This window comes from Pseudomonas sp. GG8 (assembly GCF_052976945.1).
Genome location: NZ_JBRIIP010000001.1, coordinates 3,096,792 through 3,121,334 on the forward strand (window position 1 = coordinate 3,096,792; position 24,543 = coordinate 3,121,334).

General features: G+C 57.0%; 35 protein-coding genes. All 35 read right to left on the reverse strand.

What is annotated here, in order from left to right; all coding sequences use genetic code 11:
- Positions 1-668: 668 nt before the first annotated feature.
- Positions 669-977, reverse strand: coding sequence for a hypothetical protein (locus tag ACVBEG_RS14785; protein WP_447107944.1), 309 nt, complete (start codon positions 975-977; stop codon positions 669-671).
- Between the two features lie 285 nt (positions 978-1,262).
- Complete coding sequence (locus ACVBEG_RS14790) at positions 1,263-1,520, reverse strand: hypothetical protein (RefSeq protein WP_322180567.1); 258 nt, start codon at positions 1,518-1,520, stop codon at positions 1,263-1,265.
- Positions 1,517-1,891 (reverse strand): hypothetical protein, encoded by a 375-nt coding sequence (locus ACVBEG_RS14795; RefSeq protein ID WP_322180569.1) that lies wholly within the window; start codon positions 1,889-1,891, stop codon positions 1,517-1,519. Before ACVBEG_RS14795 ends, ACVBEG_RS14790 begins: the two co-directional genes overlap by 4 nt.
- Entirely contained in the window at positions 1,888-2,223 is a 336-nt protein-coding gene (locus ACVBEG_RS14800; protein WP_447107945.1) for a DUF6527 family protein, read from the reverse strand. Before ACVBEG_RS14800 ends, ACVBEG_RS14795 begins: the two co-directional genes overlap by 4 nt.
- Positions 2,220-2,657 carry a cell wall hydrolase gene (locus ACVBEG_RS14805; protein WP_322180573.1) on the reverse strand — a complete coding sequence of 146 codons (438 nt, stop codon included), beginning with the start codon at positions 2,655-2,657 and terminating at the stop codon, positions 2,220-2,222. Before ACVBEG_RS14805 ends, ACVBEG_RS14800 begins: the two co-directional genes overlap by 4 nt.
- 243 nt (positions 2,658-2,900) lie before the next feature.
- A complete protein-coding gene (locus ACVBEG_RS14810; RefSeq protein ID WP_322180575.1) occupies positions 2,901-3,689 on the reverse strand; it encodes a DUF2793 domain-containing protein in 789 nt (262 codons plus the stop codon).
- Entirely contained in the window at positions 3,686-5,302 is a 1,617-nt protein-coding gene (locus tag ACVBEG_RS14815; protein ID WP_447107946.1) for a phage tail protein, read from the reverse strand. The genes ACVBEG_RS14810 and ACVBEG_RS14815 overlap by 4 nt, the downstream gene beginning before the upstream one ends.
- Positions 5,299-5,877 carry a hypothetical protein gene (locus tag ACVBEG_RS14820; protein ID WP_322180579.1) on the reverse strand — a complete coding sequence of 193 codons (579 nt, stop codon included), beginning with the start codon at positions 5,875-5,877 and terminating at the stop codon, positions 5,299-5,301. The genes ACVBEG_RS14815 and ACVBEG_RS14820 overlap by 4 nt, the downstream gene beginning before the upstream one ends.
- On the reverse strand, positions 5,877-6,809 hold the full coding sequence (locus ACVBEG_RS14825; protein ID WP_322180581.1) for a hypothetical protein: 933 nt from the start codon (positions 6,807-6,809) through the stop codon (positions 5,877-5,879). Before ACVBEG_RS14825 ends, ACVBEG_RS14820 begins: the two co-directional genes overlap by 1 nt.
- Positions 6,809-7,822 (reverse strand): hypothetical protein, encoded by a 1,014-nt coding sequence (locus ACVBEG_RS14830; protein ID WP_322180583.1) that lies wholly within the window; start codon positions 7,820-7,822, stop codon positions 6,809-6,811. Before ACVBEG_RS14830 ends, ACVBEG_RS14825 begins: the two co-directional genes overlap by 1 nt.
- Positions 7,819-8,226: an NlpC/P60 family protein gene (locus tag ACVBEG_RS14835; RefSeq protein WP_447107947.1), complete on the reverse strand. Its 408-nt coding sequence runs from the start codon at positions 8,224-8,226 to the stop codon at positions 7,819-7,821. Before ACVBEG_RS14835 ends, ACVBEG_RS14830 begins: the two co-directional genes overlap by 4 nt.
- Positions 8,223-9,140, reverse strand: coding sequence for a DUF2163 domain-containing protein (locus ACVBEG_RS14840; protein ID WP_322180588.1), 918 nt, complete (start codon positions 9,138-9,140; stop codon positions 8,223-8,225). The genes ACVBEG_RS14835 and ACVBEG_RS14840 overlap by 4 nt, the downstream gene beginning before the upstream one ends.
- A complete protein-coding gene (locus ACVBEG_RS14845; RefSeq protein WP_322180590.1) occupies positions 9,137-9,730 on the reverse strand; it encodes a DUF2460 domain-containing protein in 594 nt (197 codons plus the stop codon). Before ACVBEG_RS14845 ends, ACVBEG_RS14840 begins: the two co-directional genes overlap by 4 nt.
- Positions 9,730-13,071 carry a phage tail tape measure protein gene (locus ACVBEG_RS14850; RefSeq protein WP_322180592.1) on the reverse strand — a complete coding sequence of 1,114 codons (3,342 nt, stop codon included), beginning with the start codon at positions 13,069-13,071 and terminating at the stop codon, positions 9,730-9,732. Before ACVBEG_RS14850 ends, ACVBEG_RS14845 begins: the two co-directional genes overlap by 1 nt.
- Before the next feature lie 9 nt (positions 13,072-13,080).
- Positions 13,081-13,338: a hypothetical protein gene (locus ACVBEG_RS14855; RefSeq protein ID WP_322182778.1), complete on the reverse strand. Its 258-nt coding sequence runs from the start codon at positions 13,336-13,338 to the stop codon at positions 13,081-13,083.
- A gap of 23 nt (positions 13,339-13,361) precedes the next feature.
- Positions 13,362-13,718, reverse strand: coding sequence for a phage tail assembly chaperone family protein, TAC (locus tag ACVBEG_RS14860; RefSeq protein WP_322217290.1), 357 nt, complete (start codon positions 13,716-13,718; stop codon positions 13,362-13,364).
- Entirely contained in the window at positions 13,718-14,215 is a 498-nt protein-coding gene (locus tag ACVBEG_RS14865; RefSeq protein WP_322180596.1) for a phage tail tube protein, read from the reverse strand. The genes ACVBEG_RS14860 and ACVBEG_RS14865 overlap by 1 nt, the downstream gene beginning before the upstream one ends.
- A gap of 58 nt (positions 14,216-14,273) precedes the next feature.
- Positions 14,274-14,639 (reverse strand): tail completion protein gp17, encoded by a 366-nt coding sequence (gene gp17 / locus ACVBEG_RS14870; protein WP_322180598.1) that lies wholly within the window; start codon positions 14,637-14,639, stop codon positions 14,274-14,276.
- An 8-nt stretch (positions 14,640-14,647) separates the two neighbouring features.
- The gene (locus ACVBEG_RS14875) at positions 14,648-15,112 is read right to left on the reverse strand and encodes an HK97-gp10 family putative phage morphogenesis protein (RefSeq protein WP_322180600.1); all 465 of its coding nucleotides are present in this window, start codon (positions 15,110-15,112) and stop codon (positions 14,648-14,650) included.
- Positions 15,105-15,443, reverse strand: a complete 339-nt coding sequence (locus ACVBEG_RS14880; RefSeq protein ID WP_322180602.1) for a phage head closure protein — start codon at positions 15,441-15,443, stop codon at positions 15,105-15,107. The genes ACVBEG_RS14875 and ACVBEG_RS14880 overlap by 8 nt, the downstream gene beginning before the upstream one ends.
- Positions 15,443-15,784, reverse strand: coding sequence for a head-tail connector protein (locus tag ACVBEG_RS14885; protein ID WP_322180607.1), 342 nt, complete (start codon positions 15,782-15,784; stop codon positions 15,443-15,445). Before ACVBEG_RS14885 ends, ACVBEG_RS14880 begins: the two co-directional genes overlap by 1 nt.
- 1 nt (position 15,785) lies before the next feature.
- A complete protein-coding gene (locus tag ACVBEG_RS14890; protein WP_322180610.1) occupies positions 15,786-16,046 on the reverse strand; it encodes a hypothetical protein in 261 nt (86 codons plus the stop codon).
- 64 nt (positions 16,047-16,110) lie between these two features.
- Positions 16,111-17,304: a phage major capsid protein gene (locus tag ACVBEG_RS14895; protein WP_322180612.1), complete on the reverse strand. Its 1,194-nt coding sequence runs from the start codon at positions 17,302-17,304 to the stop codon at positions 16,111-16,113.
- 69 nt (positions 17,305-17,373) lie between these two features.
- Positions 17,374-18,237: a head maturation protease, ClpP-related gene (locus ACVBEG_RS14900; protein WP_322217297.1), complete on the reverse strand. Its 864-nt coding sequence runs from the start codon at positions 18,235-18,237 to the stop codon at positions 17,374-17,376.
- Positions 18,238-18,239: 2 nt separating this feature from the next.
- Positions 18,240-19,541, reverse strand: a complete 1,302-nt coding sequence (locus ACVBEG_RS14905) for a phage portal protein (protein ID WP_322180617.1) — start codon at positions 19,539-19,541, stop codon at positions 18,240-18,242.
- Positions 19,534-19,695, reverse strand: a complete 162-nt coding sequence (locus tag ACVBEG_RS14910) for a hypothetical protein (protein ID WP_322180619.1) — start codon at positions 19,693-19,695, stop codon at positions 19,534-19,536. The genes ACVBEG_RS14905 and ACVBEG_RS14910 overlap by 8 nt, the downstream gene beginning before the upstream one ends.
- Positions 19,692-21,380, reverse strand: a complete 1,689-nt coding sequence (locus ACVBEG_RS14915) for a terminase large subunit (RefSeq protein WP_322180621.1) — start codon at positions 21,378-21,380, stop codon at positions 19,692-19,694. Before ACVBEG_RS14915 ends, ACVBEG_RS14910 begins: the two co-directional genes overlap by 4 nt.
- Positions 21,381-21,438: 58 nt before the next feature.
- Positions 21,439-21,624 carry a hypothetical protein gene (locus ACVBEG_RS14920; protein ID WP_322180623.1) on the reverse strand — a complete coding sequence of 62 codons (186 nt, stop codon included), beginning with the start codon at positions 21,622-21,624 and terminating at the stop codon, positions 21,439-21,441.
- Positions 21,625-22,113, reverse strand: a complete 489-nt coding sequence (locus ACVBEG_RS14925) for a terminase small subunit (RefSeq protein WP_322180625.1) — start codon at positions 22,111-22,113, stop codon at positions 21,625-21,627.
- A gap of 159 nt (positions 22,114-22,272) precedes the next feature.
- On the reverse strand, positions 22,273-22,593 hold the full coding sequence (locus ACVBEG_RS14930; RefSeq protein WP_322180627.1) for an HNH endonuclease: 321 nt from the start codon (positions 22,591-22,593) through the stop codon (positions 22,273-22,275).
- A complete protein-coding gene (locus tag ACVBEG_RS14935; RefSeq protein ID WP_322180630.1) occupies positions 22,586-22,777 on the reverse strand; it encodes a hypothetical protein in 192 nt (63 codons plus the stop codon). The genes ACVBEG_RS14930 and ACVBEG_RS14935 overlap by 8 nt, the downstream gene beginning before the upstream one ends.
- A 198-nt stretch (positions 22,778-22,975) precedes the next feature.
- Positions 22,976-23,257: a phage holin family protein gene (locus tag ACVBEG_RS14940; protein WP_322180632.1), complete on the reverse strand. Its 282-nt coding sequence runs from the start codon at positions 23,255-23,257 to the stop codon at positions 22,976-22,978.
- Entirely contained in the window at positions 23,258-23,632 is a 375-nt protein-coding gene (locus ACVBEG_RS14945; RefSeq protein WP_322180634.1) for a putative holin, read from the reverse strand.
- A 241-nt stretch (positions 23,633-23,873) separates the two neighbouring features.
- The gene (locus ACVBEG_RS14950) at positions 23,874-24,215 is read right to left on the reverse strand and encodes an antiterminator Q family protein (RefSeq protein ID WP_322180636.1); all 342 of its coding nucleotides are present in this window, start codon (positions 24,213-24,215) and stop codon (positions 23,874-23,876) included.
- A 10-nt stretch (positions 24,216-24,225) separates the two neighbouring features.
- Positions 24,226-24,540 carry a hypothetical protein gene (locus ACVBEG_RS14955; protein WP_322180638.1) on the reverse strand — a complete coding sequence of 105 codons (315 nt, stop codon included), beginning with the start codon at positions 24,538-24,540 and terminating at the stop codon, positions 24,226-24,228.
- Positions 24,541-24,543 lie beyond the last annotated feature (3 nt).

A 24,543-nucleotide genomic window follows, 5' to 3' on the forward strand; every position in this document is an offset into this window, starting at 1 on the left:
CCTCCCGTAAAATGAGAAACATTCTGTAATCCTATCGGACTTGTTCGTAGCTGATGACCATGTAATCAATAGAACTTTTCATGGAATATCACTATGCCTGCCGCACAAATCATCCTCGTCGCTATTTTCGGAGTGGCCATACTTGCCTGGGGTGTCCGCCTGGATATGAAGAACCATAAGAAAGAACAAGCTGAACGATCGAAGCCTAACGAAAGTACACGGTGAATTTTCAGATCCTTCGATTTTGCGCAAGTTGACAATGACTCACGCTTGACGAAAGGCGGAATCCCCCATAACGGGGTTCGGTCCGAACGACCAGCTTTACATCAGGTGTAACGGCGTAAAGATCAACAGGAAGCGCACCCGCACGGGCTAAATGCTAATTTTTCGGTATCCGTCCGGGGAATACACCTACCGGCCCCCAGCATTAAGGACGATTGTGCAGGCGTATTTTTAAGCGGACGCCATCACCCTTGCCTAACTGCTGCCGCATAGATGACAACCGGTTTAGTTGCGCAAGACCGGATGCCCGGACGCGTACGACTATCAGGCTTAGGTCCAGGAAGTCTCAAGCACGTAGCAGAAGTGGCGTATTACTGTGCGTTGAATGCAACTGGAAAACCTTGCTCGCACAGGGTTCGCCAGCCTTTTGCAGTGCATCCGGGAGATTACGCTTTAGTGTTTATGGTCTCGCCGGTTATCTGCCCGTTACCATTCACAACACCAGCCGTCGGGGCTGCCGTGTTTGCGGGTTGATGGTTCTGCTTTTGCATCAAACGCTGTGCCTGACGATCACCATGCCCCGCCTCTTGAGCGGTTTGCGCGGCAGTCTCAGTAGCTTCTTTCAGCGCTGCTGCGACATTACTGGCTGTGGTAGAGGCCGTTGCCTGATTTGCTTTCGCCTGAGGCTGACTTTGGGCAGAACTTAGCCCGTTGATAGTCACTGGATTTGAAGCTGATACGGATCCGATGGACATAGGTAACTCCTGAATGAATGGATCTCACGTGCGTTTTTAGTCATTGCGATTACGTCAACGTTACCCTTCGAGTCCCCGCTCTCAGGACTGCTTTGCTTACCCTCCTCGATATCAACCTATGGCAGCGCCCAGAGTAAGCACCCAGTTGTCTGGCCTCTGTCGGATAGATGTGAAAGTTTCGTTGTTTTCAGTGACGAGAGTACCGAGTTACTTGGGGATAACCACGCAAGGTATGTTGGGTAGACGCTTACGAAAAAATTAACATTCAGTCGTAGAAGTCGAGCTTTACTGGCAAGCGCTCACCGCCGCGACTAACTCCTTTTCGTAACCGATATGCTGCCGACGCTCAGCCAGCAGCGCCCTCACCTTCACCTCGAGCGAATCCGCTTTCTTCAAGCCAGCCGCAGCGAACACCGGCGCCGCAATGATTGGTGCCTTGCACGGAACCTGCACTGGAACCTCCACTCGCACAGTGCGTATTTCGGGTTCCTGCCCAGCGCATCCCGCCAGCAAAAACACCACCCCCATCAGCAGCAGTCTCATAACCCTAGTTCCTGATCAATGATCGACGCCGCAGCCATGGCCGGGTCACCGCCTGTATGTCCCTGCTGAATCGTGTTTGCCGCAGCATAGTCAGGCTTCGCCTCTTCCTTCGCCGTAGCCACTGCTATTTTGGCGGCCTCCTGTCGTTTCTCGCCCGCCTGCACCAACCCACCAAGCGCCAGCCCCTGCTCAGTGGTAAGCGCTAGCAGGTTGCCATTGACGGTCTTGGCCGAGGCTAGATCTGTCTCAGCGGTGTCGAGCAGCGGTCGATAATGTCCTGATGCCAGCCATGCTCCGCAACCGGCACCCAGCGCCAGCAGCAGTGCGATGGCCAAGCCCAGTCCGATCAACTTCCACGCGGAGTCCGTCATAGCCCCTCCTCGTCCCAATCAGGAATATCCACGGTCTGGCCAGCCAGGCCGTGCGTGCAATCGCCAAAAAACTGGATGCGGCCGTCAGTCACGAACGAATGACATATCCGGGCGGTGCGCCACTCCTTGAACTCTTCCCCCGCATCCGGGTTGGCTGGATAGCTCACCAGAATCGACGGCGTGAAGGTTGGTTTCTCAGCGTTTCCATTCCAACCCCAGCGCGGGCCAGATCCGGCACCATGCTGGATGCGATGCGCGCCATCGCAGCCTGGGCACCAGAACATCAGGCCATAATCGGCGCTGGATCGCAGCACTCTGGATAGGCAGCTCATGGCACATCCTTAAAGAAAATATGATGCCCCAGCTTCAGGGTCTGCTTGGCCTTCGACGCCCACGCTGGGGCCTTGGGCATGGTCGTGGCGTAGTAGTGAGTCGCACCGCCAGTTGGATCTGGCGCCGTACCATCGATCACCGTCGCCGCCGCACTCTGGCAAGTCGCAAACTCACCAGAAGGGATCGGCTTCGCGCCGATCAGGAATGGATAGTTCGGGTCGTTTTTGTTCCAGCAGCTGAACTGCCACGGGGCTTGGCAGACGCCGATATAGCCTTCGCCCCACCAGTCGGGCTTGCCGTCATTGTGCAGGTCGGTATCCACTCTGTTGCGGATAGACCAGGCCACGGCGATCATTCCGGCGAAGCCCTCCCCGCGCGCTTCACCCCAAAGTGTTCGGGCCACCACGTCTCTGTCGCGATCTGTTGCAGTCATCACTTTTCTCCAGGCGAAAAAAACCCGCTCAGTGGCGGGGGCGGTGTTCGACTTAAACTGTGCTGCTGTCAGCGTTGTTACTGGTCTCTGACGTTACCAATCCAGGTACTACTTACGTTGCCATACACTTCTGTTCGAGATTGTTGAGTGGTGTTGCTTGCACATCACGTTGCCCAGCAGGCTGGTGTAGCGCCTGTAGATGTGGACGAGACTGCCCCGCCAACCTCGCGTATTTCCCAGCAATCATGCGGCCACCGTCTGGCCGAGTACGTCCCAAACGTTGATCGCTACACGCTTGAGCGTGACGGTCATAGCCGCTGCCATGGTCAGCGTGCCGCCATTAGGGGTATTGAGCGTTACACCCGATGCGGGCGCCAACGTCAGCGTTCCCGCACCTGCGTGACGTATCGTTATCTCGGTGTTGTCGACCCACGCAATAGTTGCCTGCAGAGGCACCGTGATCGCAGGGGCTGCACCAGTCATTCGCAGGTATGTGCCAGCATCCGCAAGGATCAAGGTTCGCGCCGTGGCTGCCTCGATCACAACTGTTCCGTACGTTGAAGGTGCTGCCCACTCCAGGCCTTTAGCTGTGCGCGTCAAGACTTGCCCGGTTACACCCGCAGCAAGTCGCATAGGTGCGCCAGCAACGCCGCCAATAATCAGGTCGGCCGGTGCAGTCATTGGGTTGCTCAAGCCCGCAGCGGCTAACGGCGCCCATAGGTTACCGTTCCGCACATACAGGGTTGAGTCTGCCAAGTTGTAGCCGTACCGGGCCGCCTGAAAAGTCCAAAAACCAGGTGCCGCCGTCCAGCTTGCGATCATGCCCGCCTTACCCGCCCACAGACCCGTTGGCGCCGTACCGACTGCATAGCGTGCACCGTCAGCAGGTGACACTGCAGGCGCGTTCAAGCCGACGCTTACGAAAGCCAGTTGCAACAGCACGTCGATAGCAATCAGGGCGTTATTGATCCCGGCCGCTGGATCTATGGTGTTCTCTGGCACAAAGGGGATCGCGTTGCTTATCGTATTCATAGGGTGAGCGCCGTTGCGGGACCGGTGCCGGTCAGTTGATTGATTTGCGCAACGCTGATGATCACGCTGCCGCCTGGATCTGGAATGGTGAGAGTCCTTGCGATAGTTGTTTGGGTTACGCCGTTAATCGTCACCTGAAAGCCCTTGAAGAACGTACCCATGGCCACGTTTGCCCCGCCCCCGACTCTTCCGATTCCCTGCCATGTGATCACAATATTGCTGCCCACTCGGTGCGCAGTGAGATAGGCCGGAGCCTGCTCGGCCTGGGACATTCCGGTGAAGGTGTGGGTCGAGACGATTCCAGCCGATCCACCGTTGGTGGTGACGCGGAAGGTCAGCGCACGGTTGAGGCTGAACATCTCGGCATCGATGAAGAACAGACGATTGCGCTGAAGCATCACGAACCGTTCGCCTACAGGGTGCGCAGAGACGGGCGAACCCTTACGCCCGCGCAGCAGGTTGCTCAAGTCCCAGGTACCAGGGCTGGTTTCGTCGGCCTCGGCAAAGTTGATGATTTCGTTGCCGACCAATGCCAGATTCAGACGATTCATCATCCCGGCCAGGTTGGTGCTTTGCAGGTCGACGTCATCGCGCAGCAGTTTCACGCTGACAGTGTTTTGCAGATCGGAAGTAACCGGGCGGCTGTGATCACCAACTGGAGCAGTGAGCGAGCCCATGGTCGCCCGTATGCTGCCGCTGGAACGGTCGATGTAGTTCGCCCCACCATCAAGCGACAGCTCAATGACGGCGCCATCCCACGCAGGGGAAGTGCCAGATACAGCCACGTAGTAGCCGAGACAGTCATCAGAATCACGCAGGATGTGGCTGTCGATGAATTGCAACACTGTGTCGCCCACCACCAGTGTCGGCGGCTCAGCCTGTGGTGCTGCAGGAATACCGATAACGCTTGAGATGTATGCGCTGGCTCGGTCGAACGAGCATTTGTACTTCTGGAATCCCTCGTCGATTTCCACTGAGGTGATCCGCAGGCGCTCGCCGTCAAGCATGATGGTGTCCGCTACTGACAACCAGCACCATGAATCCGGCAAGCTGAATGCGTACTCGCCGCGCTGCTCTTCAATGGTGACCTTGTGCGTCACCACCACCGAACGAGCAGCGTCGTCAGCACGCATGAGCACGGTTGTTTCTGATTGCGCCTCTGACTTCGACCGGCTGTCCAAACTGCGGTCGCTGGTCTGTATATCAGCCTGAAGGCCGCCGTCGATGTCGAAGTACTGCAGGCTGAGCACTCGCGGGATATCGATAGCATCACGCCGGGTCAGCTTCTGGATGTCTTCACCGTCGTCGATCAGGTCGCCAATTTCAATCGTGGCAATCACCGGGCGCCCGCGAGGCACGAAATGCAGCGCTCCATCCCAGTTGGCCGCATCGAACAGAAAGACATTACCGAGGTTTTCAAGCCCGGTGAAGGCCCCATATTCGCTGGTCATGCTGAACCCGTCGCACATCCCGCCGAGGCCCGCCAAATCGATCTTGGCGGGCGGAATACCTGCGCGCTGGCAGATCTCGGCAACAATGGATGAAACGGCCCAACTTGCTTCCAGCGGAGCCAGGCCAAGGCCCGGCCTTGTCCACTCAGGAGGCAGACTCATCGGGCAACCTCCATCATGAATTGAAGACGCAACTGATCACTAAAGCCAATCCGCAGCAGGCTGGTGGTTACGCCGTCAGTGAGTAGTCGTTCAATCTGGTAGCGGTCGCGCTGTTGGCGGTAGTACAACCCCCCGCCGCGCACATAGGCGAGGATCACGTCGCAGCTGCTGGTCTGGGTTTGGCGCTTGTCGTCGAGAATGACCTTTGGCGTGATTGAGCCTGCCGGGAGGTCGGTAACAATCTGCGCGCCAACAGTTGGGTCATACCAGCGATAACGTGCGACACCGCCCTGCACGAACGCCAGCACCGGGCGCATGTTCTGATCGAACGTCAGGCTAATTTCCGTCAGGCCAGGCCCCGCAAACATCACGAATTCTGGCGTGTTTGGCGCGCTTACAAGCACTTGATCCTTGATTAGCAGCGCCTGCCAGATTTGGTACTGATTGCCACGGGTCGAGTCGTTAAGCGCTACGCCACCGTCCTCATAATCGACGATAGGTGTTACAGCGAGCGCACGGGCGCCCACTATATTGCCGCGCACTGTCTGAGACGAAAGCACGTTATCGGGCATCATTACAGGGTTTTCCTTGCCCATGAGTGTTTGACAACTAGCGTCAATACGTCTTCACTAGTTTTCATAATCTGAGGCGAAAACGAAATTTGACTAACACCAATACCATGCACAGTAATTATTGCACCGATGCCAGTAGCGTAGTTCGCTTGGTTCAAACCAAACGTTAACGTCCCTTCACGTGCGTAGCTCCCTGATGAATACGCGGCATCTGAGATAGATGATGCGGCTGTCACGTCGCCGGTAGGCGCGCCAGTAACAGGGCCAATTGTTCCGTCTGTAGCCTGATGCACACCAGGGTTACTCATAAGCCAAGCACCGCGCGGCATATACCAACCCTGGTATATGTTCATTGATGTAACCATTGCTGCGCGTGAAGTCCATGTATGGGTAACGCCGCGCAATACGATAGTGCCCATCACATCAGCAGTAGGCGCGTAGCAACGGAATTGATACGTTACATCCAGAATTTCGTCAGGCAATACGGTTATCGTTGTCGGGACACCCGAACCATCGACGATAAGTGCACGACTAAATAGCGACCCGGTTTCAGCCCAGCCAACGCCAACTTCCGACAAGTTGCCGACAGCCGTACCAATTGCAAATCGGTATGTCGTTGTTGCGCTGATGTAGTACGGCGCTGTTGATTGCATGGCCTGTACAGGGGTGGGGCCGCTAGCACTTCCAACACGGGCCGCTAGTGTTGTGTCGGATACGTTGGCAATAGTAGACCCGCTGCCAACTTGACAATACCATAGCCAGTCAGCGTATGCGCCCATCCTATCTAGCCCAGCGTTGGTGATAAGATTCCTGAAATCTGGAACAGGCTTGTGGCGTGAACCTTCAATCTCATTTCCATTACTATCGACTTTAAATTTCTCGACAGAAAACCAACCCTCAACAGCCTGCTCTGTATTTAGTTTAACTACACACATCAGCCTAAACTCCCACGCTGTATAGATTCGCCAGTGACGATAGCTTCTGGCGCATAATTTGCGTAACGTATAAGCGTTCGAGTCAGCGTGCCACTAACAAGTACACCGCTATCATTTACAGCTTCTGGCGCATAATTCGGATACGCTTTAAGTATTGAACGCAGTTCGGCGCGTATCAATGTTTCAGCGATAAGCTGGGTGCCCTCAGGCGCATAGTTTCGATACGTTTGAAGCATTGAACGCATCGAACCCGTGACTAATGATTCGCCCGAATCGACACCCTCAACCCGATTGATAAATGGTGCCCCGCGCAAACCAACCGTACCGTTTTCCTGGACTGCCTGGATATCCTCAATCGGATAAATACGCGATGTAAGCGGCATGCCCTCGGCGCGCTCAACCTCGAAAATGAACTGCGGAATTGCACCGCCCAGGTCGGTCAGGTCTTCGTCACTCATCGTCATGTAGCAGGTACCACGGTGAGCCGTGACCGCAGCTACGCCGAAGATCGATTGCAGCGCCGGCGATGGAAGCTGATCCCAGCCGCCCAGGTAGAAAGTGGCCTTGGTCAGGAACACACCATTATTGGTCGCGCCCCAGGCATTGCCGCGCCCGTCGTACACCAGCTTCGTGTTGCGCCAGACACGGCGTATGCCGGTGATTGGCCCCTCACAGATACGAATTGCGTAGGTGCGATAGACCGCATTGACCATCGTCTTTTTACTCTTGCTACCCCCGCCCTTCCCGCCGCTGTCTGTTTCGGACTCGATCTGACGAATGATCGGCTCGGAGGTGGCAATTATGTTGCCACCGATGGGCCGGACGATGCCCCATATGATCGGACGGGCCACCCCTTCCTTGCTGGTCTGCGATGCCATCTCACCCAGCGATGCACCTTGCAGTGGCTTGGCACCGAACTTCCTGTCCAGCCAGCCTGGAATGCCCAGGCCGAGGATGTTGGTGGCCTTGAATATCGCGCTGTCGCGGCCAAAGAGCGTTGCGCTGAGGCTCATGGTCGATAAACCTCAATGATGCGTTTGTTCCAGGCCTCGTCGATCCGGTGCTCGCAGACCGCAACCAGGCTGTAGGAGTGAATCAGGGACAGTCCGCCTGGGTAATCACCAATGACGCCGACGTGTGAAGGCTCGGCGCCGCCATCCCAACTGATCAGCGCGATATCGCCCGGTTGCCATGCCTCTACTGGCTCGCCAAGCTGGTCGCGCATCTCTTGCCGCAAGCCGTCATTCCACGGCTCACGGCCGTAGTTCTGCCGGTCGACCATCTGGAGCCCGCCGGCGGCCACCGCGCGAATCACCAGACCGATGCAGTCCAGCGACCAGGACTTGCGGCCACGATGGCGCCATTTCACGCCGATGTAGCTGCGGGCCTCGGCAACGCGAAGCTCGGCGGGCGTCATTCGACCACCTGCGAACCAACGAAACCGCCTGCTATCTGGCCACCCGGTGTTAACAGAGGGACGCCGTCACCAATCGGAATCAGTGGCTCGCCCTTGTAGTTGATGAAGTTGCCGAAGGCAGTGCACGCCGTAGGGTTTTTGGGGCAGTCGCGGCGGATGTCGAAGGTGTCGCCGACCTGCACGTCGAACGGAAGCGGCTCAAGTAGGCCAATAGTTCCAGACACCGAGCTGTACGCCTCGATCTGATACAAGCGGCTGGCACTGGCATTGCGGCCGCCAGTCCAGCGGATGCGGCCAGGGATCGGCGAAGGGTTCAGCAGGAGCGCGCTGTCTGCAAATACTCGGCGTGGTTCATCACCCATGCCCGTCACAGCCGCCGACATCCATAGCACCTCGGCATTCACGCCGCAGCCGGTCTGTGTGTTGGCCGGAGTGCCGAAAGTTGCCCGGCAGGTCCGACTGTCCACATGCCCGATTGCCTGGCGCAAGCGCATCGCATAACTGAGCAGCTCAGGCATGTAAGCCACACCACTCTGGGTCGTAACCTCCCCGGTGTCGCCCGCATCAATGATCATGTGACCCATGTTCAGGTCGCGATAATTGATCAGCAGCATTTCCCACTGGGCATTGTCGAGCTGGCCAGAGACCACTATTTCAAGAGTAATGCCCAAGGCATCTGCCGACAGCAGCGCATAGCCTTCCGAGTTATCGACGCTCAGTCCGGCGTCCGTGGCGATCACGCTCGAGTCAAAGCCGTTGACCGATGAATAGGTGACGCCCTGGTACACAACATCCCGGTCAAGCGAGGTCAGGCCAAAGATGCGGCCGTCAGCCAAGATGAAGCGAAGGATGCGGCAGGTCGTGGTGACGGGTTGCTGCAAGTGAGCGCGTAAGGCTGTTGGAATAGTTCTCACTGGCGATCCTCCACAAGGTCAACATCTGCGGTCAGCACATACCCATTGCTGAATCGGGCGATGGGGTCGCAGTCGAGACGGTCAGATTCAAAGCGAACCGGAACATCAAACTCGCCTGACCAGGTGATCGGCGAACCCGGTGGGGCCGTGACGGTGACCATGCCGGTCGTGTAATTGACACTGGCTGCTACCGGCTGGCCACCCTCATAAATAACGATCGTCCCGGCCACCGGTTTGGTAATCGGACGGGCAAAGCTGATGGGACCAAAGGCATAAGACTTCGACAGGGCAAGGGTCTGTGCAACACCGGTGCCCTCCCCAATCAACTCATGTTCGCCGAGATAATCCGTCCAATCCTTGAACCGGAATGCAATCAGACTTCCCATACAGGCCATGTGTGCGCCGCGAACCAATAGATGGTCCTCAGGCTTTAGCGCCTGGTAGGTCACGCTGTATCTGCCCAATGGCAGAGCCCAATCCGCATTACGGCGCTCACGCCCATTACGCAACTGGGTGATGCGTGTTTTGAATTCCTGCCCGAACTGCGACCCGTAAGAGACGCAGTCCAACAGCCTGGTTTCGTTGAACATCAGCCAAGCCTCGCTTGAGCGATACGTTGTTTGCGGGCAGCGTCATTGTTGAGCTGTGTAGAGGTGCGGCGGTCTACACGACCCTGGACGTTGATGGTTTGGTTGACTACTGATTGGCGCCCGCTGTTGCCCTGGCCACCTGATGACTCGATACCCGCAAGGGTTTTGTCCAGCTTTGCGCTGGTCTGGGCAGTTGTGACGCGCTCGCCCTTTTGCAGGAGCCAGGTGCCGTCTTGCGGTACAGAGTCGATACCGTCGTGCGCCATACCCGAGAGTGCAGCGCCTTTGGCAACGGCGTTGGTTGCCAAAATACCGGCAATGGCTGGAACAGAGTTGCCACCGAAGGACGCGAGCGAAGCGGCGGCGGCAGCAGGCGCGTACGCCGTAGCGATTGCAGTACCTGTAATGCCTGCACTGGCGATGGCCGCGGTATCACCAACTCCACCAATAACCAGTTTTATGGCTTGATGGATTAGCCATTGCGCAATCATGTCGGCCAAGCCTTTGACCAGCGAAGTCACCATGCTGTCGACGATGTTCCGGAACGAATCGCCAAGGCTCTGGTTCTCAAGAATCATTGCTGAAATGGCATCGCCAAAACTGCCTTGCAGGGTATCGAGCTGACTTGATACCTGATCGTTTACGATTTGCGCGTAATCACTCGCCGTATCGGCATAGTTCGCCCACGCCTCAGAAACGCCATCAAGCCAATCGTTCTGTGCTTGGTCCTGACGCTCATAGTATTTTTCTTGCAGCTCCATGCGCTTATCGAGGTTTTCGCTAAGCAAGTCCGTCTCTTTAGCGTAAACATCATCTGATATGGCACCGCTGTTCTGCTGTTCTTGCAGGTCTTTAATGTCCTGCGCATATTGTTGACGAATCGCAAGGTCTTGCTTCAGTCGATCCCTGACCTTGTCACCCATGCCCGCCCCAGCCAGCTCCAGGTCGAAACCGTTTTTCTGGGTCTGGTAGGCAATGTCCTGCGCGGCCGCAAACGCTGCAACTTTGGCGGCGTCCTCGTTGGTTTGCTTTAACTGCTTCTTGATGTCCAGCTCGGCAGCGAGCCCTTTAAGTCGCTCCTGCTGCTCAGCATTGATCCCAACCAACTTTCCCGACTCAATTTCGAAGGCCAGCTGAGAGACTTCACTCGCCTTTTTTCGCTTATCGGTGGTGGTGTTGATCAGCTCAATTTCTCGCTCATATCCCTCCGCCGAGTTTTCGAAAGCGGTCAGCAATTTTTGCGCAGCCGCAGCGGCCGCCGAAATTTCTTTGTTGCTTTCGCGCTGACTGCTTATCAGCAGCTTATTGGCGGCGACCTGCGATTTGACAGCCGTCGCAGCCGACACAATGGCAACACGGTCAGTCTCGGAAAGATCGGCATGTTCTGCGATGTAGCGGTTCGCCTCTTTCACCGCATCGCCATTGTCTTGCAGGCTTCCGAGCTGTTTTGTCAGCGTATCGAGATACTTTTGCCCGGCCCCAGTAAAGCCAGCTTTGGCGATATTATTGGCATTTGCCTCGGCCGTGTTGCGGGCTAAAATATCGCTCTGAAGTGCCAACCTATCGTTAACTTGGCGCAATACAACGTCCGCGTCTGCCACGACGCTCGCTTGCGTTTCCCAACTTTTCAGCTGTGCCGGACTGATCTGCCCACTGGAGGCTGCTTCGCGAAGGATTGGCCCCAACGCTTCGCCATTCGCTTTCGCCTCATCCAGCTTTCCAATAAAGGCATCGTAGCTGCGAACCTGATCGGCGACTTTTGCCAGATCGACCATTTCAATGTTGGAAATGTCGACAAGCCCACTTTGGACGGACGTCTTTAGATCGGCATAGGCGTTATCCACGGCCATCGTGGCGCCCAGCTGCTTGTCGCGCCAGACATTCACCTGATTTTGCTGCTGGTCCGCATTTAACTTATTGAACTCAAGCCGTACTTGATCGACAGCGGTACCCAGGCTGCTCAGGTCCCCCTTCAGCTTGTCCGATTTGCTGCTGAAATCAACGAACGAAAGCGCAACAGCTCCTGCAATGAATGCCAGCCCGACTGGCCCCCCAAGCAGCGCGAGCAATCCCGAGCCGGCACGTACTAAGCCGGCGCCAGCTGCGCTTGCTGCCCGCAGAGCAAAGCCGTAAGCAGTTGTAGCGGATGCGGAGAGCGTTGCCGCAGTCGCTTCAGCTCCTCGTGCCCCAGAAAGTGCAGCACTCGCCGCGAGTGCCTTGGCCTTGGCCGCATCAAGCAGCCTCTCAGCAATGGCTATGTCATTCACGCTGGTAGCCAGCGCAAGATTTAGGCGAGCGTTGGTCACTGCGTTTTTTGCGGTGACTAGATCCACCTCAGCTTTACGCACGGCAGCCGCCGTGGCTACAGCGTTGGCGGCTGCAACTTCACCCATCGCGAGGACGTTCATGCCGGCAGCGATGGCTGTATTTGCAAAGCCGGCGGCAACTCGACCAAGGGCACCAACTAAGCCGACCCCCAGTACAGATACGATTTTTTCGATGTTGGCCGTATCAAGCGATTTGGAAATACTGACCAATGCGCCAGCCGCCTCCACCGAAACGCCCGTCAACTGATCCATGGTCCCGACAGTGCGGGTCACTGAGTTTTGAACGGTCGTGAAAGCATGCGCAATAGTGGTCTGTGCTTTAGCAAACGCCGCGTCGATTGCCTCCGTTTGCCCAAGAATCGCGTTAAATACTGCCTTGGATGTGAGCGTGCCTGCTGCACCCAGGGTGCGCAGCTCGCCAACCGTGACACCCATGCCTGCCGCAATAGCATTCGCCAGAGCGGGTGCTTGCTCCATCACAGAGTTCAGCTCTTCACCGCGAAGCACACCCGAGGCAAAGGCCTGGCCTAACTGGACCAAAGCAGCTGAGGCGGACTCAGCAGAAACACCTGATGCCGACATGGCTTTGCTGATCGATTCGGTCACCCGGATTGCTTCAGTCTGTGAGACACCCAGCACCTTGGTGCTGGACGCAATCCGCTGGTACAGCTCGGCGGTAGGCTCGAGCGCAGAGGTTGACCGCTGAGCAACGTCGAACACCGCCTGCGTGGCTACAGCCAGCTCCTGCTGAGTACCAGTGACTTGCTTCAACCTGTTTTGGACGGAGGTCCAGGTTTCGGCGTACTGAACGATCTGCTGCGTACCCAGGTAGCCAACAGCAGCCACCCCGATGGTTTTCAGCGAATTGGTAACCGACTGGCTAGCATTCTTGGCACTACTTTCGATCTGGCCCATCGACTTTTTGGCGGATTCACCGGCCTTGTCCATTGGCCCGGTAAAGCCGCCGATTTTTGCTATGAGGTCGAGCGTCAGAGTGCCCAGCGAGCGAGCCATGCGCGTTCCTTACTGCCATGTTTCCATAGCGCGTTCGAGTGTCAGTTCTGGTAGGTCCATATGAGGCGCGAAGTCCTCAATGGCGAATGTTTTTTTGCCGGTTTTGACGTTGCCGTACAACGTCATGAAACGCGCTATCGCCACCTCGATACGCATCCCCTGATTCAACGATCCGCGCTTGCCGCGAAACTTGCACCAGATCATAAATTCAGGGTACGTAATGTTTTCTTGCGCTTCGGCGATGGTGCGGCCGCCGATTCCGTTCATCACCAGCTCGCACCATATTTCGTCTATTTTTTCGAGGTCGGCGTCTTTCCCAGGTTCTGCACTTCACCAATGGCGATCAGCAGAGCGTGAGTCAGCGAGTCGGCGATAGGCCCGCGCTCGGGGTCGTTTTCGCCGGTGAGGTCTGCCACGGCAAACACAGGCTTTCCGTCGCCATCACAGATGCTGGAGGCGATCCTTGCGGCTAAGAAATTGTCATTGCGAACAGAGCTGATATCACCCACGGCCGTGTGATAACCCAGCGGGCGGATATACGTTTTAAACTTGTGCTTCACGCCGTCATGTTCCCAAACGATTTCCTTGGGTACCGGCTTCGATGTGAACGCTTTGGACTTGGTGAGGTTTTCAATACTCAGGTCCATCACACGGCGACCTTACGAATCCAGGCTGAGCCGCCCGAGCGCTGGATGGTGGCTGCGGTGGTCACGACAGTGTTGGCTGCAAAGTCGAACGGAAAGTCGCTGACATAGCCATCGAAAACGAACCAGGTGCGCGTTTTGGGCAGCACGAAGTCATCGCCTTCAGTGCTGAGGGTTGGGGGAATATCTTTCCCATCAGACCAGCCAACAACCCAGTGCACACTTTCAATCGTGTCGTCTTCAGACAGCTGATACAAGCGCACATGGGATTCATTACGCGGGTCAGCATTGAGCGTCAGCGAGGCCTGACCAGGCGTGCGCAAGCCACGCATATAGCTGCGAACCATTGCGCTCAGGCAAGTGGTCTCGATCTGGTCAGCAGGATTACCGCCTGGACTGAATGCCGTTGCGCACTCGATTTCGATGACTTCCAGCTTTGCTGGGTCAGCTATGGTGGGTACGAGAGCATAGATCTGCGTGCCCTGGGCAAGAATGGACATAGGTGTCTCCTACAGACGAAAAAAAACCCGCATAGGGCGGGCAGAATTTGCGGGTGGGTTAACGCGGGACTAACCAGTCAACATCGAAGCTGTAGCGGTAGGTTTTGGTTTGAGGATCTCTCGACTCACCACCCCAGCGGATGATGTAAGCCTGCAACTCGATGGCGTCCCGGATGGCCGCTGCAATTGCTCGCACCTGAGAACCTGTCGGAGCATAGGCATCCACTTGCAGCGTGAAACCGTCCACGTCCGGGCGACCAGCCAGGTAGTTTTCCGGGCTGCCAGTGATCATTTGCCACACTGCGTAAGGGTTTACGGTGTCTTGGGGTGCCTCGCCAAATGGATAAAGTCTTGTCGGGCTGGTGCCCAGCAACGCGGTCACGCCCGCATCGGCAGCGCAGACCGCAAATATCGGTGCAAACATCGGCCACCTCAGACTAATCGATCAATTTCGCTACGAAGTTCGGCAGCAAGCTTTTCGGTCACCGCTGCGACATTGCTTTGCAGCGCGGGCCGCAAAAACGGATGAGCCTGCATGTGCTCTGTACCGAGCTCAATGTACCTCCAGTGCCGGGTGTCACCGCCGGGATTACCGGAAGCGTCCTGGCTGTACTGGTTTCTGCTGGCACCGCCACGAACGCCAACACGCATCATGATCCCGCCTTCGCGCTTGCCGCCGCGCGGAGACTCCTGGGTCACGATGTTTTTCCAGACCTTCTCCTTGGTTTGCGGATCATCGATCGCCTTGGCATTCGCTCGAGCAGCATCGCGGACGATGTTCATTGCTTTGCGGGAAGCACGGCGCAGACCTGTTTTTTGCAAGCGAGGCGCGAGGGTTTTCAGCTTTTCGATAACGCCATTGAGACCTTCAACTCTGAATTCAATGCTGTCAGCCATCATTCACCCCTGCAGCGACAAGCAAGGTCAGGTACTCCAGCCCTGATACCTTGTCAGGGAGTGGTAGGCCTTGGATGTTGTAGATCACGTCGCGGTGAAGGATGCGCATCGTCGGCAGGATGCCAGTCCGGTACCGGATAACGATCCGGGCGCTGACCTCTGACTGGCCTGCCTTAGCTGCGATGAGATCGCGAGCGCTGAGTGCCTCAATGGAAGCCGGAACCTTGCTCCAGACTAATGTCCAACCCTCAAGCATTTCACCTGTGGCCGGATCCTGCTGCAGACCTGGTGCTTCGAAGTCCAAACGATGCCGCAGTTTTCCTGAGCGCATCACACCCCCCAGCCAATACGATACGGCGTGAGCAGTGAGCGAGAACCCATCGGCAGTTGAGAAGAGGTCGCGCCCACAATGACGTCTTCCCTGCTCTCAAAAAGGCTGCCCAAGATCAGCAAGCAAGCAGCACGGACAGACGGATTTATCAGAATCGGATCAGTACCAGCAACGCCATCCAATACCGCTTGATCCAGCGCCTGCTGGTCAGCATAAAAATGTCTGTTAAGAAATTGTGCAGCGCTGTCCTCGGCAGCCTCGAGCAACAACACTACATAATCCGAATCTTCCTGCTCAGCCCGTAAGTGCTGCATGGCAACATCGACGGTGATAGCAGTCATTTCAAGCTCCCGGTTTTTCGTCAGTTGCCAAACCTTTGGCTATGAGCTGCGCAGCTTCATGCTTTGGCGACTCATATCCTTCACCTCCTGCGCGCTTGATCTCTTTACCATCCAGGTAGCTGCGCAACGGGTAAATCGTTACCCCCCGTCTCGCCCCTCCCGTTTCCGGCTGAGGCTCTTTGGCTTGAGGGGTTACCGAAGCTGTAACGCCCTGCTGATCTTGGGTACTTGCTGGAACATCACTCTTTGAAGTGCGAGCCATTTCCTCTCTCCTGCGTACAGCAAAGCCGCCCCGTGGACGGCTGGCTGTTGTTTCGCGGTGCGAATTAAGCCGCGGTCAAATCGCCAGTGACGAACGCTTCTGGGCGATAAACCGCGAAGGCCAAACGCTCTTCAGCACGGATGGTCACCATGTTGTTTTCGAAGTCCTTGTCGTTCTCGGTAGAGACCAGAACTTCGATGCCCATGCGGTCAAAAATCTGCGCTGCCAGATTGAAAGAGCCAACCAGGAACTGGTCCTGAACAATGGCCTGGGTCTCCACTACAGGCAGGTTCCACAAGCGTGGCGACGTGCCTTCCTGAGGCTTGCCGATGATGTAGCGGCCTTCGCCGTCCTTGAGCAGCTCAATAGCAGCCCAGTCAATCGGGTTGAGCACGATGCCTGTAGATGGGAACTCCGCCAGGGTGGCCTGCAGCAGCGCCAGACGAATACGGTCGATACGCTGCGCGGCTTCCACGGTGATGCCGATCGGCGCTGCATAGGCCTGAGCCTGGGGGATGATGCCGTGCAGGTTATTGCCAGTGCCGTTGCCGTAGAGCAACTGCGCTTCTTCGGCCAACAGCAGACCGTAACGAGCTCGGGCATCGATGTAGCTTTGCAGCGCCGCGGCGTCGTCCAGAATTTGGCGGCTACCTTTGAACAAGTGAGCGATGGTGCGAACGTTCGCGTTTTCCAGCGCGAAGGTCAGTTCACTGTAAGGCTTGGCCAAGCCCTCACCCACGATCGCCGCATTGTTGGTGAAGCCGGTTTCACGAACGTATTCGACAGCGTTGCTGCCAGTAGTCCCTGGTGCGAGCAGGTCGCGAATGGTAAGCCGGCGCTGAGGTGCCAGAATCACACCGACGCGATCAGGTGCAACCAACGCTCCACCAGAGGCCGGAGCCGAGGTGATGGCCGCGCGCGGAACTTCCACACGACGCGAGCCACGAAACGAGCTGGTCATACCCTCTTCTGCCAGCTTGGCCGCAACCAACTGACCGGCAGAAAGCTGTTGCTCAGGCTCATGCTGTTTGCCTGCATTGACCAGCTTCTGCTCGGCATCCTGCATTCGTGCTTGCAGTTCGCCTTGCTTGGAAAGCAGTTCGTCGACCTTGGCGCGGGTCTCGGTTTGCATTTCACCCGAGAGCTTGATTTCTTTCTCGGTACGCTCGGCGTAAGTCTTGATCTGATCGCCGACAGCTTTGAGGTCGGCCTGAGTTTGCTTCTGGGAAGCTTCGATTTGAGAAAGATCTGCGGGCATTTTTGTGTTCCTTTCAGAAATGAAAAAACCGCCACTCGGGCGGTTCGTAATCAATTGCGAGAACAGTTTTCAGCGAATGGGAAGCAGCCCTTTCAGTGCTGAAGCCTGGGTTGCGGTTTCTTCAAACGCGGATACATCAAGGGCAGCGCAAGGCGTACCCACAACGACAGCGCGGAGCGTGCCGTCACCAGCAGCGCCAGGCGTGCCAGTTTTGATTTCGGATAAAAGCTTTCGGCGTTCGCTGCGTGGCATCCCGGATTTAGCCAGGGCCGCGTCGAGCTTGCGGGCGGCGTGCGCTTGCGACTGCCCGTTATCGGGCGCCTCCGTAACCTCGGCAGCAGAGATAAGCCCCGTTGCAAAGCCCTTCTCCAAGGCGTTCGCACCATTCATGTAGGTCTCGGCGTCGAGCATCTTCTCTACGGCTTTTTCATCCTGCCCGCTTGTGTCGGAATACAGGCTGATCATCGCTCGGTCGAATTCCTCCATGGTATCGGCCAGTTCGCGAATCGCATGCCGGTTACCGGCGAAGTACGTCCAGCAGTTGTGGATCATCAGGAAAGCCGTCTTGGCCACCTCCCGCTTAGTGCCCGCCATTGCGATCACGGACGCGGCAGAGGCAGCCAACCCGAGCACTTTGATGGTGATCTCCTGCGAATGTTCGAGTAGGCGGTTGTAGATCGCGATACCTTCGAACATATCGCCGCCGGGCGAGTTGATGTAGACAGTGACTGGCTTGTCGCCAATAGCCCGCAGGGCAGCGTCGACACGCTTGAGTGTTACACCCTCTCCGTACCAGTCCTCTCCGATGATGCCGTACATGGTGATGGTGTCAGTACCGGCCTCCAGTGCAGCACGAAGGTCCGGGTTCCACATATCGAGCGCGCGAGGGCTCAGCTCACAGCGAAAGCTGCCGGCCTTGATGTTCAGCTGCATGGTTACTCCTGGTTCTGGCCAAGCCAGTTTTGTAGGGCGGCCTGCGCGGCCTGGCTATCGGTTGACTTGCCCAGCTGGTCGATGGGAGCCAGGTTGGTTTGTACGGTGAGCACCGCGGCATTACCGCCATGACGTGGAAGGTTCTCTTTAACTCGACACTCGTCACGGGTCATGATTCCGTTCTGGGTCATCTGGCTGTACCAGGCTGATCGCCCGGCGCTGTCCGCCTTGAGGAAAGCCTCCAGGGAGAACTCAGCGTAATAAGACTGGCGCTCAACCGGCGTGAGCAGCCGCTTGTTTACGCATTGCTGAATCTGGTTGGTAATGGAACTAATGCTGAAGGTCAGGAACGCAATCATCTGCTGCTCCAACCCCGTCCCCCAGTTGCTGCCAGAGTCCGTCTTGCCAACCATCCAGGGTGGGACGCCAAACCAGCGGCAGACCTCTTCAATGCTGTAGGCCCTGGACTCCAACAACTGAGCATCAACCGGGTTGATGCCAATGGACTCGGGCGTAATTCCCTGTTCGAGCACTGGTGAGCGCCCTGCGTTCAGTGCGCCTGATACCTGTTTCACGTAGTCGCGGAATTCTTCACGCTGTTCCGGTTTAAGTATCCGGTCGACCTTAAAGGCCACTGCCGGCAACAGCCCATTCTTGAAGGTGCCATTCGCCGCGTCGTCCGCCGACATCGCGGCGCCAAAGACGTCAGCGCCGTAACGGATAGCTGAAAGACCCACACGGCCATCAAGGCTAAAGGCTGGAATATGCAGCATGTTCTGGCGCTCGATCTGTCGGCGAGCACCCTTCCGTGGTCTGTACCAATATGTGATGCGCCCGTCGTCATCGAGGTCGAGATCAACGCGCGATGGCAACAGAAAATCCAAGGCCACAATGCGAGATCCGATACGCAGGATCTCTGCAAAGGCGTTTCCGCGCAGCAGCATTGCCGCGACCATTGCCTGCCAGAACTGGAACGCGGTCATGTCCTCGTTGGGGCTGTTATGGATGACGTCGTACAAGCCAAAGTCGCGAGCATCCTTCCTGCCGCCGTCTGCCTCGCGGAGATAGACCCCAAGCGGAAGCCCTGCGACCGATGTCGAAATGATCCGTACACAGGACCATACCGCCGATAACTGCATGGCGTTGTCGACGTTCACTGTCTTGCCAGAACTTGATTGTCCGCCGAGAAACTGTCCCCAGAACCCGCCATCGCCCAGCTTGATAGACTTTCCAAACCATTCGCCAATGGACGCACTGGGCTTGCTGGCAGCGCGACCTATCACGGCCGATAAGGATCTAGTCACCTGTCAGCCCCTTGCGTACAAAACCAGCGATGAGAAGTAACGAGCCTGCGCCCGCCAATAATGCCCAGCCCAAACCGAACAGGACGTATACGCCAGTAACAGCCAGGGCGAACCCGGACAAGGCGGTCAGAATGAATACGTACAATGGGTTCATACGATGATCGGATTCCGAATGGCGGCCATGAAGTCGTCATTGCCCCGACCTTCGGGGTTCAAGGAAATCAAGGTCACTGCGTTGAATAGAGCCATCAATGGATCGATCTTGGCCGACCCGCTGGCCTGCTTGGTGATCAGGATGGAGTTGGCCCGAGGCTCGACCTTTGCGTTGCTCACGCACCAGGCCATCAGCGGTTGGCCTCCGTGTTTCAAGCCACCCTCGGCGAGCTTGCGTTCAGCGGTTTTGATGGCTCCGCCCAGTTTCCAGCCCTGGCTGATCGCAACTATCTTCTCCGCCGGTATCTCCCTCTCAATCATCGCGTCGTAGATCGCGCCAATGCCCACCGGGTCGCAGCCGACCTTGTCGAGTAAGCCGGACGCCTCAATCTGCTCGACAAGGTCGGCGACGTCCGCCACGTCGTCACCAATGCGGATAGACAACGTCAAATCGCCGTCCTTCTCGAAGTCGTGGAACCGAGGCGCTTCGGCCTTGCGGCGCTCAAGCACTGAAGGGTGAGCCCAGGCGTGGGTCCAGATCAGCCAGTCACGCGTACGCTTGTCCCGGCCTACTGCTGCGAAACCCAACAAGTCGTCCAGGCCACCGCCATCAATACCCACATCAATCACTTCGGACATTGAGATAAGCATGTCGAGTGTCAACACCGGCACGGCCGCTGCAACCCAAAAGTCCGCGCCGGCCCATCGATCTGACCGCAGCGCGAGACCAATCTCGACGTTAAGGTGCTTGGACATGAAGCCCAGCACCTCAGCCTCTCCAGCCTCCTCTGCCTTTTTCATCTCCCTGATCAGGAATTTCTCGCTGACCGAATACCCCATGTTGGGGTTGGTGATGTAGAAGTTTTCAGGTTTACGATGTTCCTTGGCATCCAGGATGTGCTTCGGGAATTCGTAGATCACCGGCAGAAAGTTTGGATCGATGATCGTGCCGTCCCGAACTCCACGGGCGTACTGCAGCTTCTCCCGGAAAACCCCTGCTGGCGGTTGGTCGGACTGAGTGGTCAGGTAGATCACGAAACCTTCCGGCCTGGAGGCCAAACCGCCGGTGGCTTCCCGCAGCATGTTCGCCGCGTTCGGGTTCTTGCCGAACAGGTGAAGCTCATCCACAAGGACGACCGCTGCCTTCTTGCCGCCGACCGTGTTCTGGTCGGCCGCCACAACCTTCAGCGTAGCGCCGGACTCTCGGTGAGTGATCGTACGGAGGTGATCCTGAACATGCAGCAGCGCAGAAAGCTCTTCATCGTGCTTGACCATGTCGCGGGCTGGCGCGTAAGCGTTGTTCGCAACCTCAATCGTTGGCGCCAGGATGATGAACTCTGCCGACTGCCGCCAATTTCGGATTAGAACGGTGAGCATAATTGCCGCAGCGATTGTGCTTTTAGCGTTTTTCTTGCTGATGAGCAGGAAGAACTCTTGGATCAATCGCTCACCGGTACCGGCGTTGTAAGCCCCAAAGATGGCGCTGGCCAGGTCGTTAATCCAAGGCGCAGATGAATCGCCAATCAGAGGGCTGCCAGGAGCGTCGACAATTTTCAGATTGTTCAGGACCTGCATACAAGCTGCAGCCTCGCCCGGAAACAGCGGCGGGAACGGCACCAACGATTGTCGATTGACGACCCTCGACTCCCAGTCCGGGCACGAGGTGTCCCAGGTGGGTTCGTTCACTTATGTCACCTAGCGTAAATGAGATGGAGGCGGAGGCGCTGCGCAACGGTAGTGCCTGTCAATCGCTCGCTTCTTCCTCCTCGAAATCATTAAGCGACTCGTGGAAATAGGGCATCAAGGCCACTGCCGCAGCTAGCCGATCTGCCCGAGATGCGCTTGCATCGTTCATCTCTGCCAGCAGGTAGTCCATCGGATCGCTATGTACACCAGGTGCAGCCGTTTTCTTGTCTTCGTCACGATCCATCTATTTCACCGAGCGTAATTGGATGGGTGGTGGGGATGACTGGCCAAATCGGCCTTTGGCTGCCTTTTGCGCGTCGGCTTCTTTTGCGTCCTTTTTGCCAAAATCGGCCTTTTTCGGGTGATCGTACGGCATCAAGCCTAGGGCTATCTTGGCGGCCAGCTCTGGGTTCAGTTGCTCATTATCACGCGCAATCCGCTCAAGCAGAGCCCGACTATCGAACGTCGGCGCATCCAGAGTCAAAGCATCGTCGAGGTTAACTTTTTCAACTTCAGACTTAACTTTCTTAACCTCGGACTTAACTTTTTGCGGAGGGGCATTTGGTGCACTGCGCCGCTGGAGGTAGCCGGTCACGTCTTGGTCCTTGAACAGCTTGGAGCCCGCTTGTGGCGCGGTCTTCACGCTATAGCCAGCATCAATAGCAGCTTGGGATTTACTCACTCCAGACAAGAGAGCGTCAGCAAACCGGCGCTTTTTGTCAGTTAATGCCATTTAACTTTTCCTGAGCGAGGGGAAAAAATCTCTACGTGCGGTGGGGGGCGGTGTCCGACACAAAAGGCCCCATGGTTTCGACCCGCCCCGTGGGCGTGTGACGTGCCACACCAAACCGGTGCATTTTCCAGCTTTTCTAGCACGCCACTGACGTGTCAGTCACCAACCGCCACCCTGCGCTGCCTCGGCCGCCGTCTTGGCGTGGTGGCAGGGCACGCAAAGCGCCTGGAGGTTGGCGTCATCGTCGTTGCCGCCTTGGGCAATGTTGACGATGTGGTCGACCTCAAGGTCCAGCGTAACCACGCCGCACTTCTGACAGGTGTACTTGTCGCGCAGCAGGATCGACTCGCGCTTACGCCGCCATGGACGGCCGCCGCGACCTGAACCCCAGCCGCCCGCACACTCTGCGGGAGTCAATGTCCCGAGCTTGCGGCCCTCGACCTGGGTCATTCGTGACTTGAGTGTGGTCAGCCTACTCATTGACCGGGCTCCCATCCATGTAGGTCGCGGGCAGTGCATCAGGGTCCTCGCCATCAGGATCAGCCAGTGCCTCGATCAGCAGGATCTGCTGCTCTGCCAGGCGTTCGAGGATCGCCGTGTGCTTCACCTGCTCGCCCAGTATCTGGCTCAGCAGGTTTGCCAAAGAGTTCTGCTGCTCGCTCATATCCAACCCTCATCCACTTCTTGGCCCATTCGCGACGGGCGGAACATCCACTGCAGGCCATGGCCGCACCTCACTCAATAGAACAGGCAGGCCAAATCGACCGAGCAAAGGCCAGCGCATCAGAGTGGCTATGGTCTTCAGGCATGATCATGGGGAATGGTAGATAGCCTGGTGCAGTCACACGCCAAGACTTCTTCATCAATCAAGCCTCAGGATGCGCGCCACATTGCCCTTGGCCCGCCACACCAGCATGGCAGCCAAACAGTAGAACGCTGTGTTGAACCAAGACGCATCGGCAAAGTCATCGTGCAACACCATGCGACCAACCAGGCTCATGAACTGCATGCCGGTGATTGCGCATGCAGCCCAGGCCATGAGGCTGATCGCTGGTTTGTAGCGTGAGTCAGGGAGCGGGCGGTAGTGCAGGCCGATCATGATGAAGATCAGCGCACAGAGCGCGGCTTGTAGGATGGCAACCATTCAACCCTCCTTCCCGGCGAACCGGCTGAGGAACCATTGAAGCCAGCGCGGCATGGCGCCGGTCTGCATCCATTCGATAACACTGGCCAGTAACACGACGCAGAAGGCGCCGCAAAGGAATGCACTGAAACCTGCTGTCTTGGTCCAGGCCCAGCCCATGACCTCAGCAGACCCGAAGTAGCCGCCAATCCAGCCAGCGAACAGGTAGCCAACGCGCCGCCACGACGTGATGTCCTTGGCGAATACGACATAGAAGAAAGCCCCACCGAATGCCCCGACCAATGCGGCCAAGTCAATCTCAGGGAAGGCAGCACCCAGGCTCACGCTGCCAAGCACGCCAGCTACTGCGAGGGCGCCCGTGCTCGGTTCGGCCATAGGGTGTGCTCCATGAATAAAAAAGGCTGACTGCCAGCCAAAGGAATAGGTGCCTCCTATCTACGCGTTGCCGAAGCAAGAGGCTTGGAGGTCTTTTGGGGAAATCGAGAGCAATAAAAAGCCCCGCTCAATGGCGAGGCAGAAGGAATCATAGAAAGCAAAAAGCCCAACTCCAGGGTCGGGCTTTGCTCGCGGAAAAACCGCAAAGTAACGTGAAAACTATATGTAAGGACCGGGGCTGTCAAGCAGCCTTGCGACGAAAATCAAGCGCGCCATCAACCCATGCAACGCCGGCCTTCCAGAGCTGCCTGGTCTTCTCTTCGCCGAACCCAAGCTTCTTACCGACAACCATTAATGAAGTGTCGCGGGACGTGTAGTACTTGATGATCACGTTGCCTGACTCGGCATATCGATTACGTAGGCGGCCAACCAGGCTATCCATTAATAGAGCATCGTCGTCCGTGATCATTGGCTGGTGTAGGTCGTTCTCGCGGGATGCGCAGCAGGAGACGCCTGAGCCCAACACGACCCAGCGGCCCCAGTGTTCCAACAGGTCTTCAACGGTTCGGTCGTTCCTATTCATGGTCATCCTCTCAATCCCCAGTGTAGTTGGTACCGCCGGCACCGCGACGGTTGTTCTGTTCGTATTGCTGACCAGGGCCACTTGCTGGCCGCTGGAGTGATCGAATTATTTGCTCTGCCACCTGCAACTTCATATTCAGCTGCAGGACCAGATCGGTGAGCGGCAGCGCGGCGCCGGTCTCTGCGCAAATCCAGCCCGATGCATTGCAGGTGGCACACTCCATTTCGTGGAAAACACCCCGGACTACACCAACACCACGGCAGTCGAGGCATTCCCGAAGCGGCCTGAGCGCTTTGCGGAAGGCGGGACCGTGGCTCTTTTTCACGTT

Coding starts and splice junctions, on each gene's coding strand:
- ACVBEG_RS14785 (WP_447107944.1), bottom strand. CDS start 977: ATGTCCATCGGATCCGTATCAGCTTCAAATCCAGTGACTATCAACGGG.
- ACVBEG_RS14790 (WP_322180567.1), bottom strand. CDS start 1,520: ATGAGACTGCTGCTGATGGGGGTGGTGTTTTTGCTGGCGGGATGCGCT.
- ACVBEG_RS14795 (WP_322180569.1), bottom strand. CDS start 1,891: ATGACGGACTCCGCGTGGAAGTTGATCGGACTGGGCTTGGCCATCGCA.
- ACVBEG_RS14800 (WP_447107945.1), bottom strand. CDS start 2,223: ATGAGCTGCCTATCCAGAGTGCTGCGATCCAGCGCCGATTATGGCCTG.
- ACVBEG_RS14805 (WP_322180573.1), bottom strand. CDS start 2,657: ATGACTGCAACAGATCGCGACAGAGACGTGGTGGCCCGAACACTTTGG.
- ACVBEG_RS14810 (WP_322180575.1), bottom strand. CDS start 3,689: ATGAATACGATAAGCAACGCGATCCCCTTTGTGCCAGAGAACACCATA.
- ACVBEG_RS14815 (WP_447107946.1), bottom strand. CDS start 5,302: ATGAGTCTGCCTCCTGAGTGGACAAGGCCGGGCCTTGGCCTGGCTCCG.
- ACVBEG_RS14820 (WP_322180579.1), bottom strand. CDS start 5,877: ATGATGCCCGATAACGTGCTTTCGTCTCAGACAGTGCGCGGCAATATA.
- ACVBEG_RS14825 (WP_322180581.1), bottom strand. CDS start 6,809: ATGTGTGTAGTTAAACTAAATACAGAGCAGGCTGTTGAGGGTTGGTTT.
- ACVBEG_RS14830 (WP_322180583.1), bottom strand. CDS start 7,822: ATGAGCCTCAGCGCAACGCTCTTTGGCCGCGACAGCGCGATATTCAAG.
- ACVBEG_RS14835 (WP_447107947.1), bottom strand. CDS start 8,226: ATGACGCCCGCCGAGCTTCGCGTTGCCGAGGCCCGCAGCTACATCGGC.
- ACVBEG_RS14845 (WP_322180590.1), bottom strand. CDS start 9,730: ATGTTCAACGAAACCAGGCTGTTGGACTGCGTCTCTTACGGGTCGCAG.
- ACVBEG_RS14850 (WP_322180592.1), bottom strand. CDS start 13,071: ATGGCTCGCTCGCTGGGCACTCTGACGCTCGACCTCATAGCAAAAATC.
- ACVBEG_RS14855 (WP_322182778.1), bottom strand. CDS start 13,338: ATGAACGGAATCGGCGGCCGCACCATCGCCGAAGCGCAAGAAAACATT.
- ACVBEG_RS14860 (WP_322217290.1), bottom strand. CDS start 13,718: ATGGACCTGAGTATTGAAAACCTCACCAAGTCCAAAGCGTTCACATCG.
- ACVBEG_RS14865 (WP_322180596.1), bottom strand. CDS start 14,215: ATGTCCATTCTTGCCCAGGGCACGCAGATCTATGCTCTCGTACCCACC.
- gp17 (WP_322180598.1), bottom strand. CDS start 14,639: ATGTTTGCACCGATATTTGCGGTCTGCGCTGCCGATGCGGGCGTGACC.
- ACVBEG_RS14875 (WP_322180600.1), bottom strand. CDS start 15,112: ATGGCTGACAGCATTGAATTCAGAGTTGAAGGTCTCAATGGCGTTATC.
- ACVBEG_RS14880 (WP_322180602.1), bottom strand. CDS start 15,443: ATGCGCTCAGGAAAACTGCGGCATCGTTTGGACTTCGAAGCACCAGGT.
- ACVBEG_RS14885 (WP_322180607.1), bottom strand. CDS start 15,784: ATGACTGCTATCACCGTCGATGTTGCCATGCAGCACTTACGGGCTGAG.
- ACVBEG_RS14890 (WP_322180610.1), bottom strand. CDS start 16,046: ATGGCTCGCACTTCAAAGAGTGATGTTCCAGCAAGTACCCAAGATCAG.
- ACVBEG_RS14895 (WP_322180612.1), bottom strand. CDS start 17,304: ATGCCCGCAGATCTTTCTCAAATCGAAGCTTCCCAGAAGCAAACTCAG.
- ACVBEG_RS14900 (WP_322217297.1), bottom strand. CDS start 18,237: ATGCAGCTGAACATCAAGGCCGGCAGCTTTCGCTGTGAGCTGAGCCCT.
- ACVBEG_RS14910 (WP_322180619.1), bottom strand. CDS start 19,695: ATGAACCCATTGTACGTATTCATTCTGACCGCCTTGTCCGGGTTCGCC.
- ACVBEG_RS14920 (WP_322180623.1), bottom strand. CDS start 21,624: ATGGATCGTGACGAAGACAAGAAAACGGCTGCACCTGGTGTACATAGC.
- ACVBEG_RS14925 (WP_322180625.1), bottom strand. CDS start 22,113: ATGGCATTAACTGACAAAAAGCGCCGGTTTGCTGACGCTCTCTTGTCT.
- ACVBEG_RS14930 (WP_322180627.1), bottom strand. CDS start 22,593: ATGAGTAGGCTGACCACACTCAAGTCACGAATGACCCAGGTCGAGGGC.
- ACVBEG_RS14935 (WP_322180630.1), bottom strand. CDS start 22,777: ATGAGCGAGCAGCAGAACTCTTTGGCAAACCTGCTGAGCCAGATACTG.
- ACVBEG_RS14940 (WP_322180632.1), bottom strand. CDS start 23,257: ATGGTTGCCATCCTACAAGCCGCGCTCTGTGCGCTGATCTTCATCATG.
- ACVBEG_RS14945 (WP_322180634.1), bottom strand. CDS start 23,632: ATGGCCGAACCGAGCACGGGCGCCCTCGCAGTAGCTGGCGTGCTTGGC.
- ACVBEG_RS14950 (WP_322180636.1), bottom strand. CDS start 24,215: ATGAATAGGAACGACCGAACCGTTGAAGACCTGTTGGAACACTGGGGC.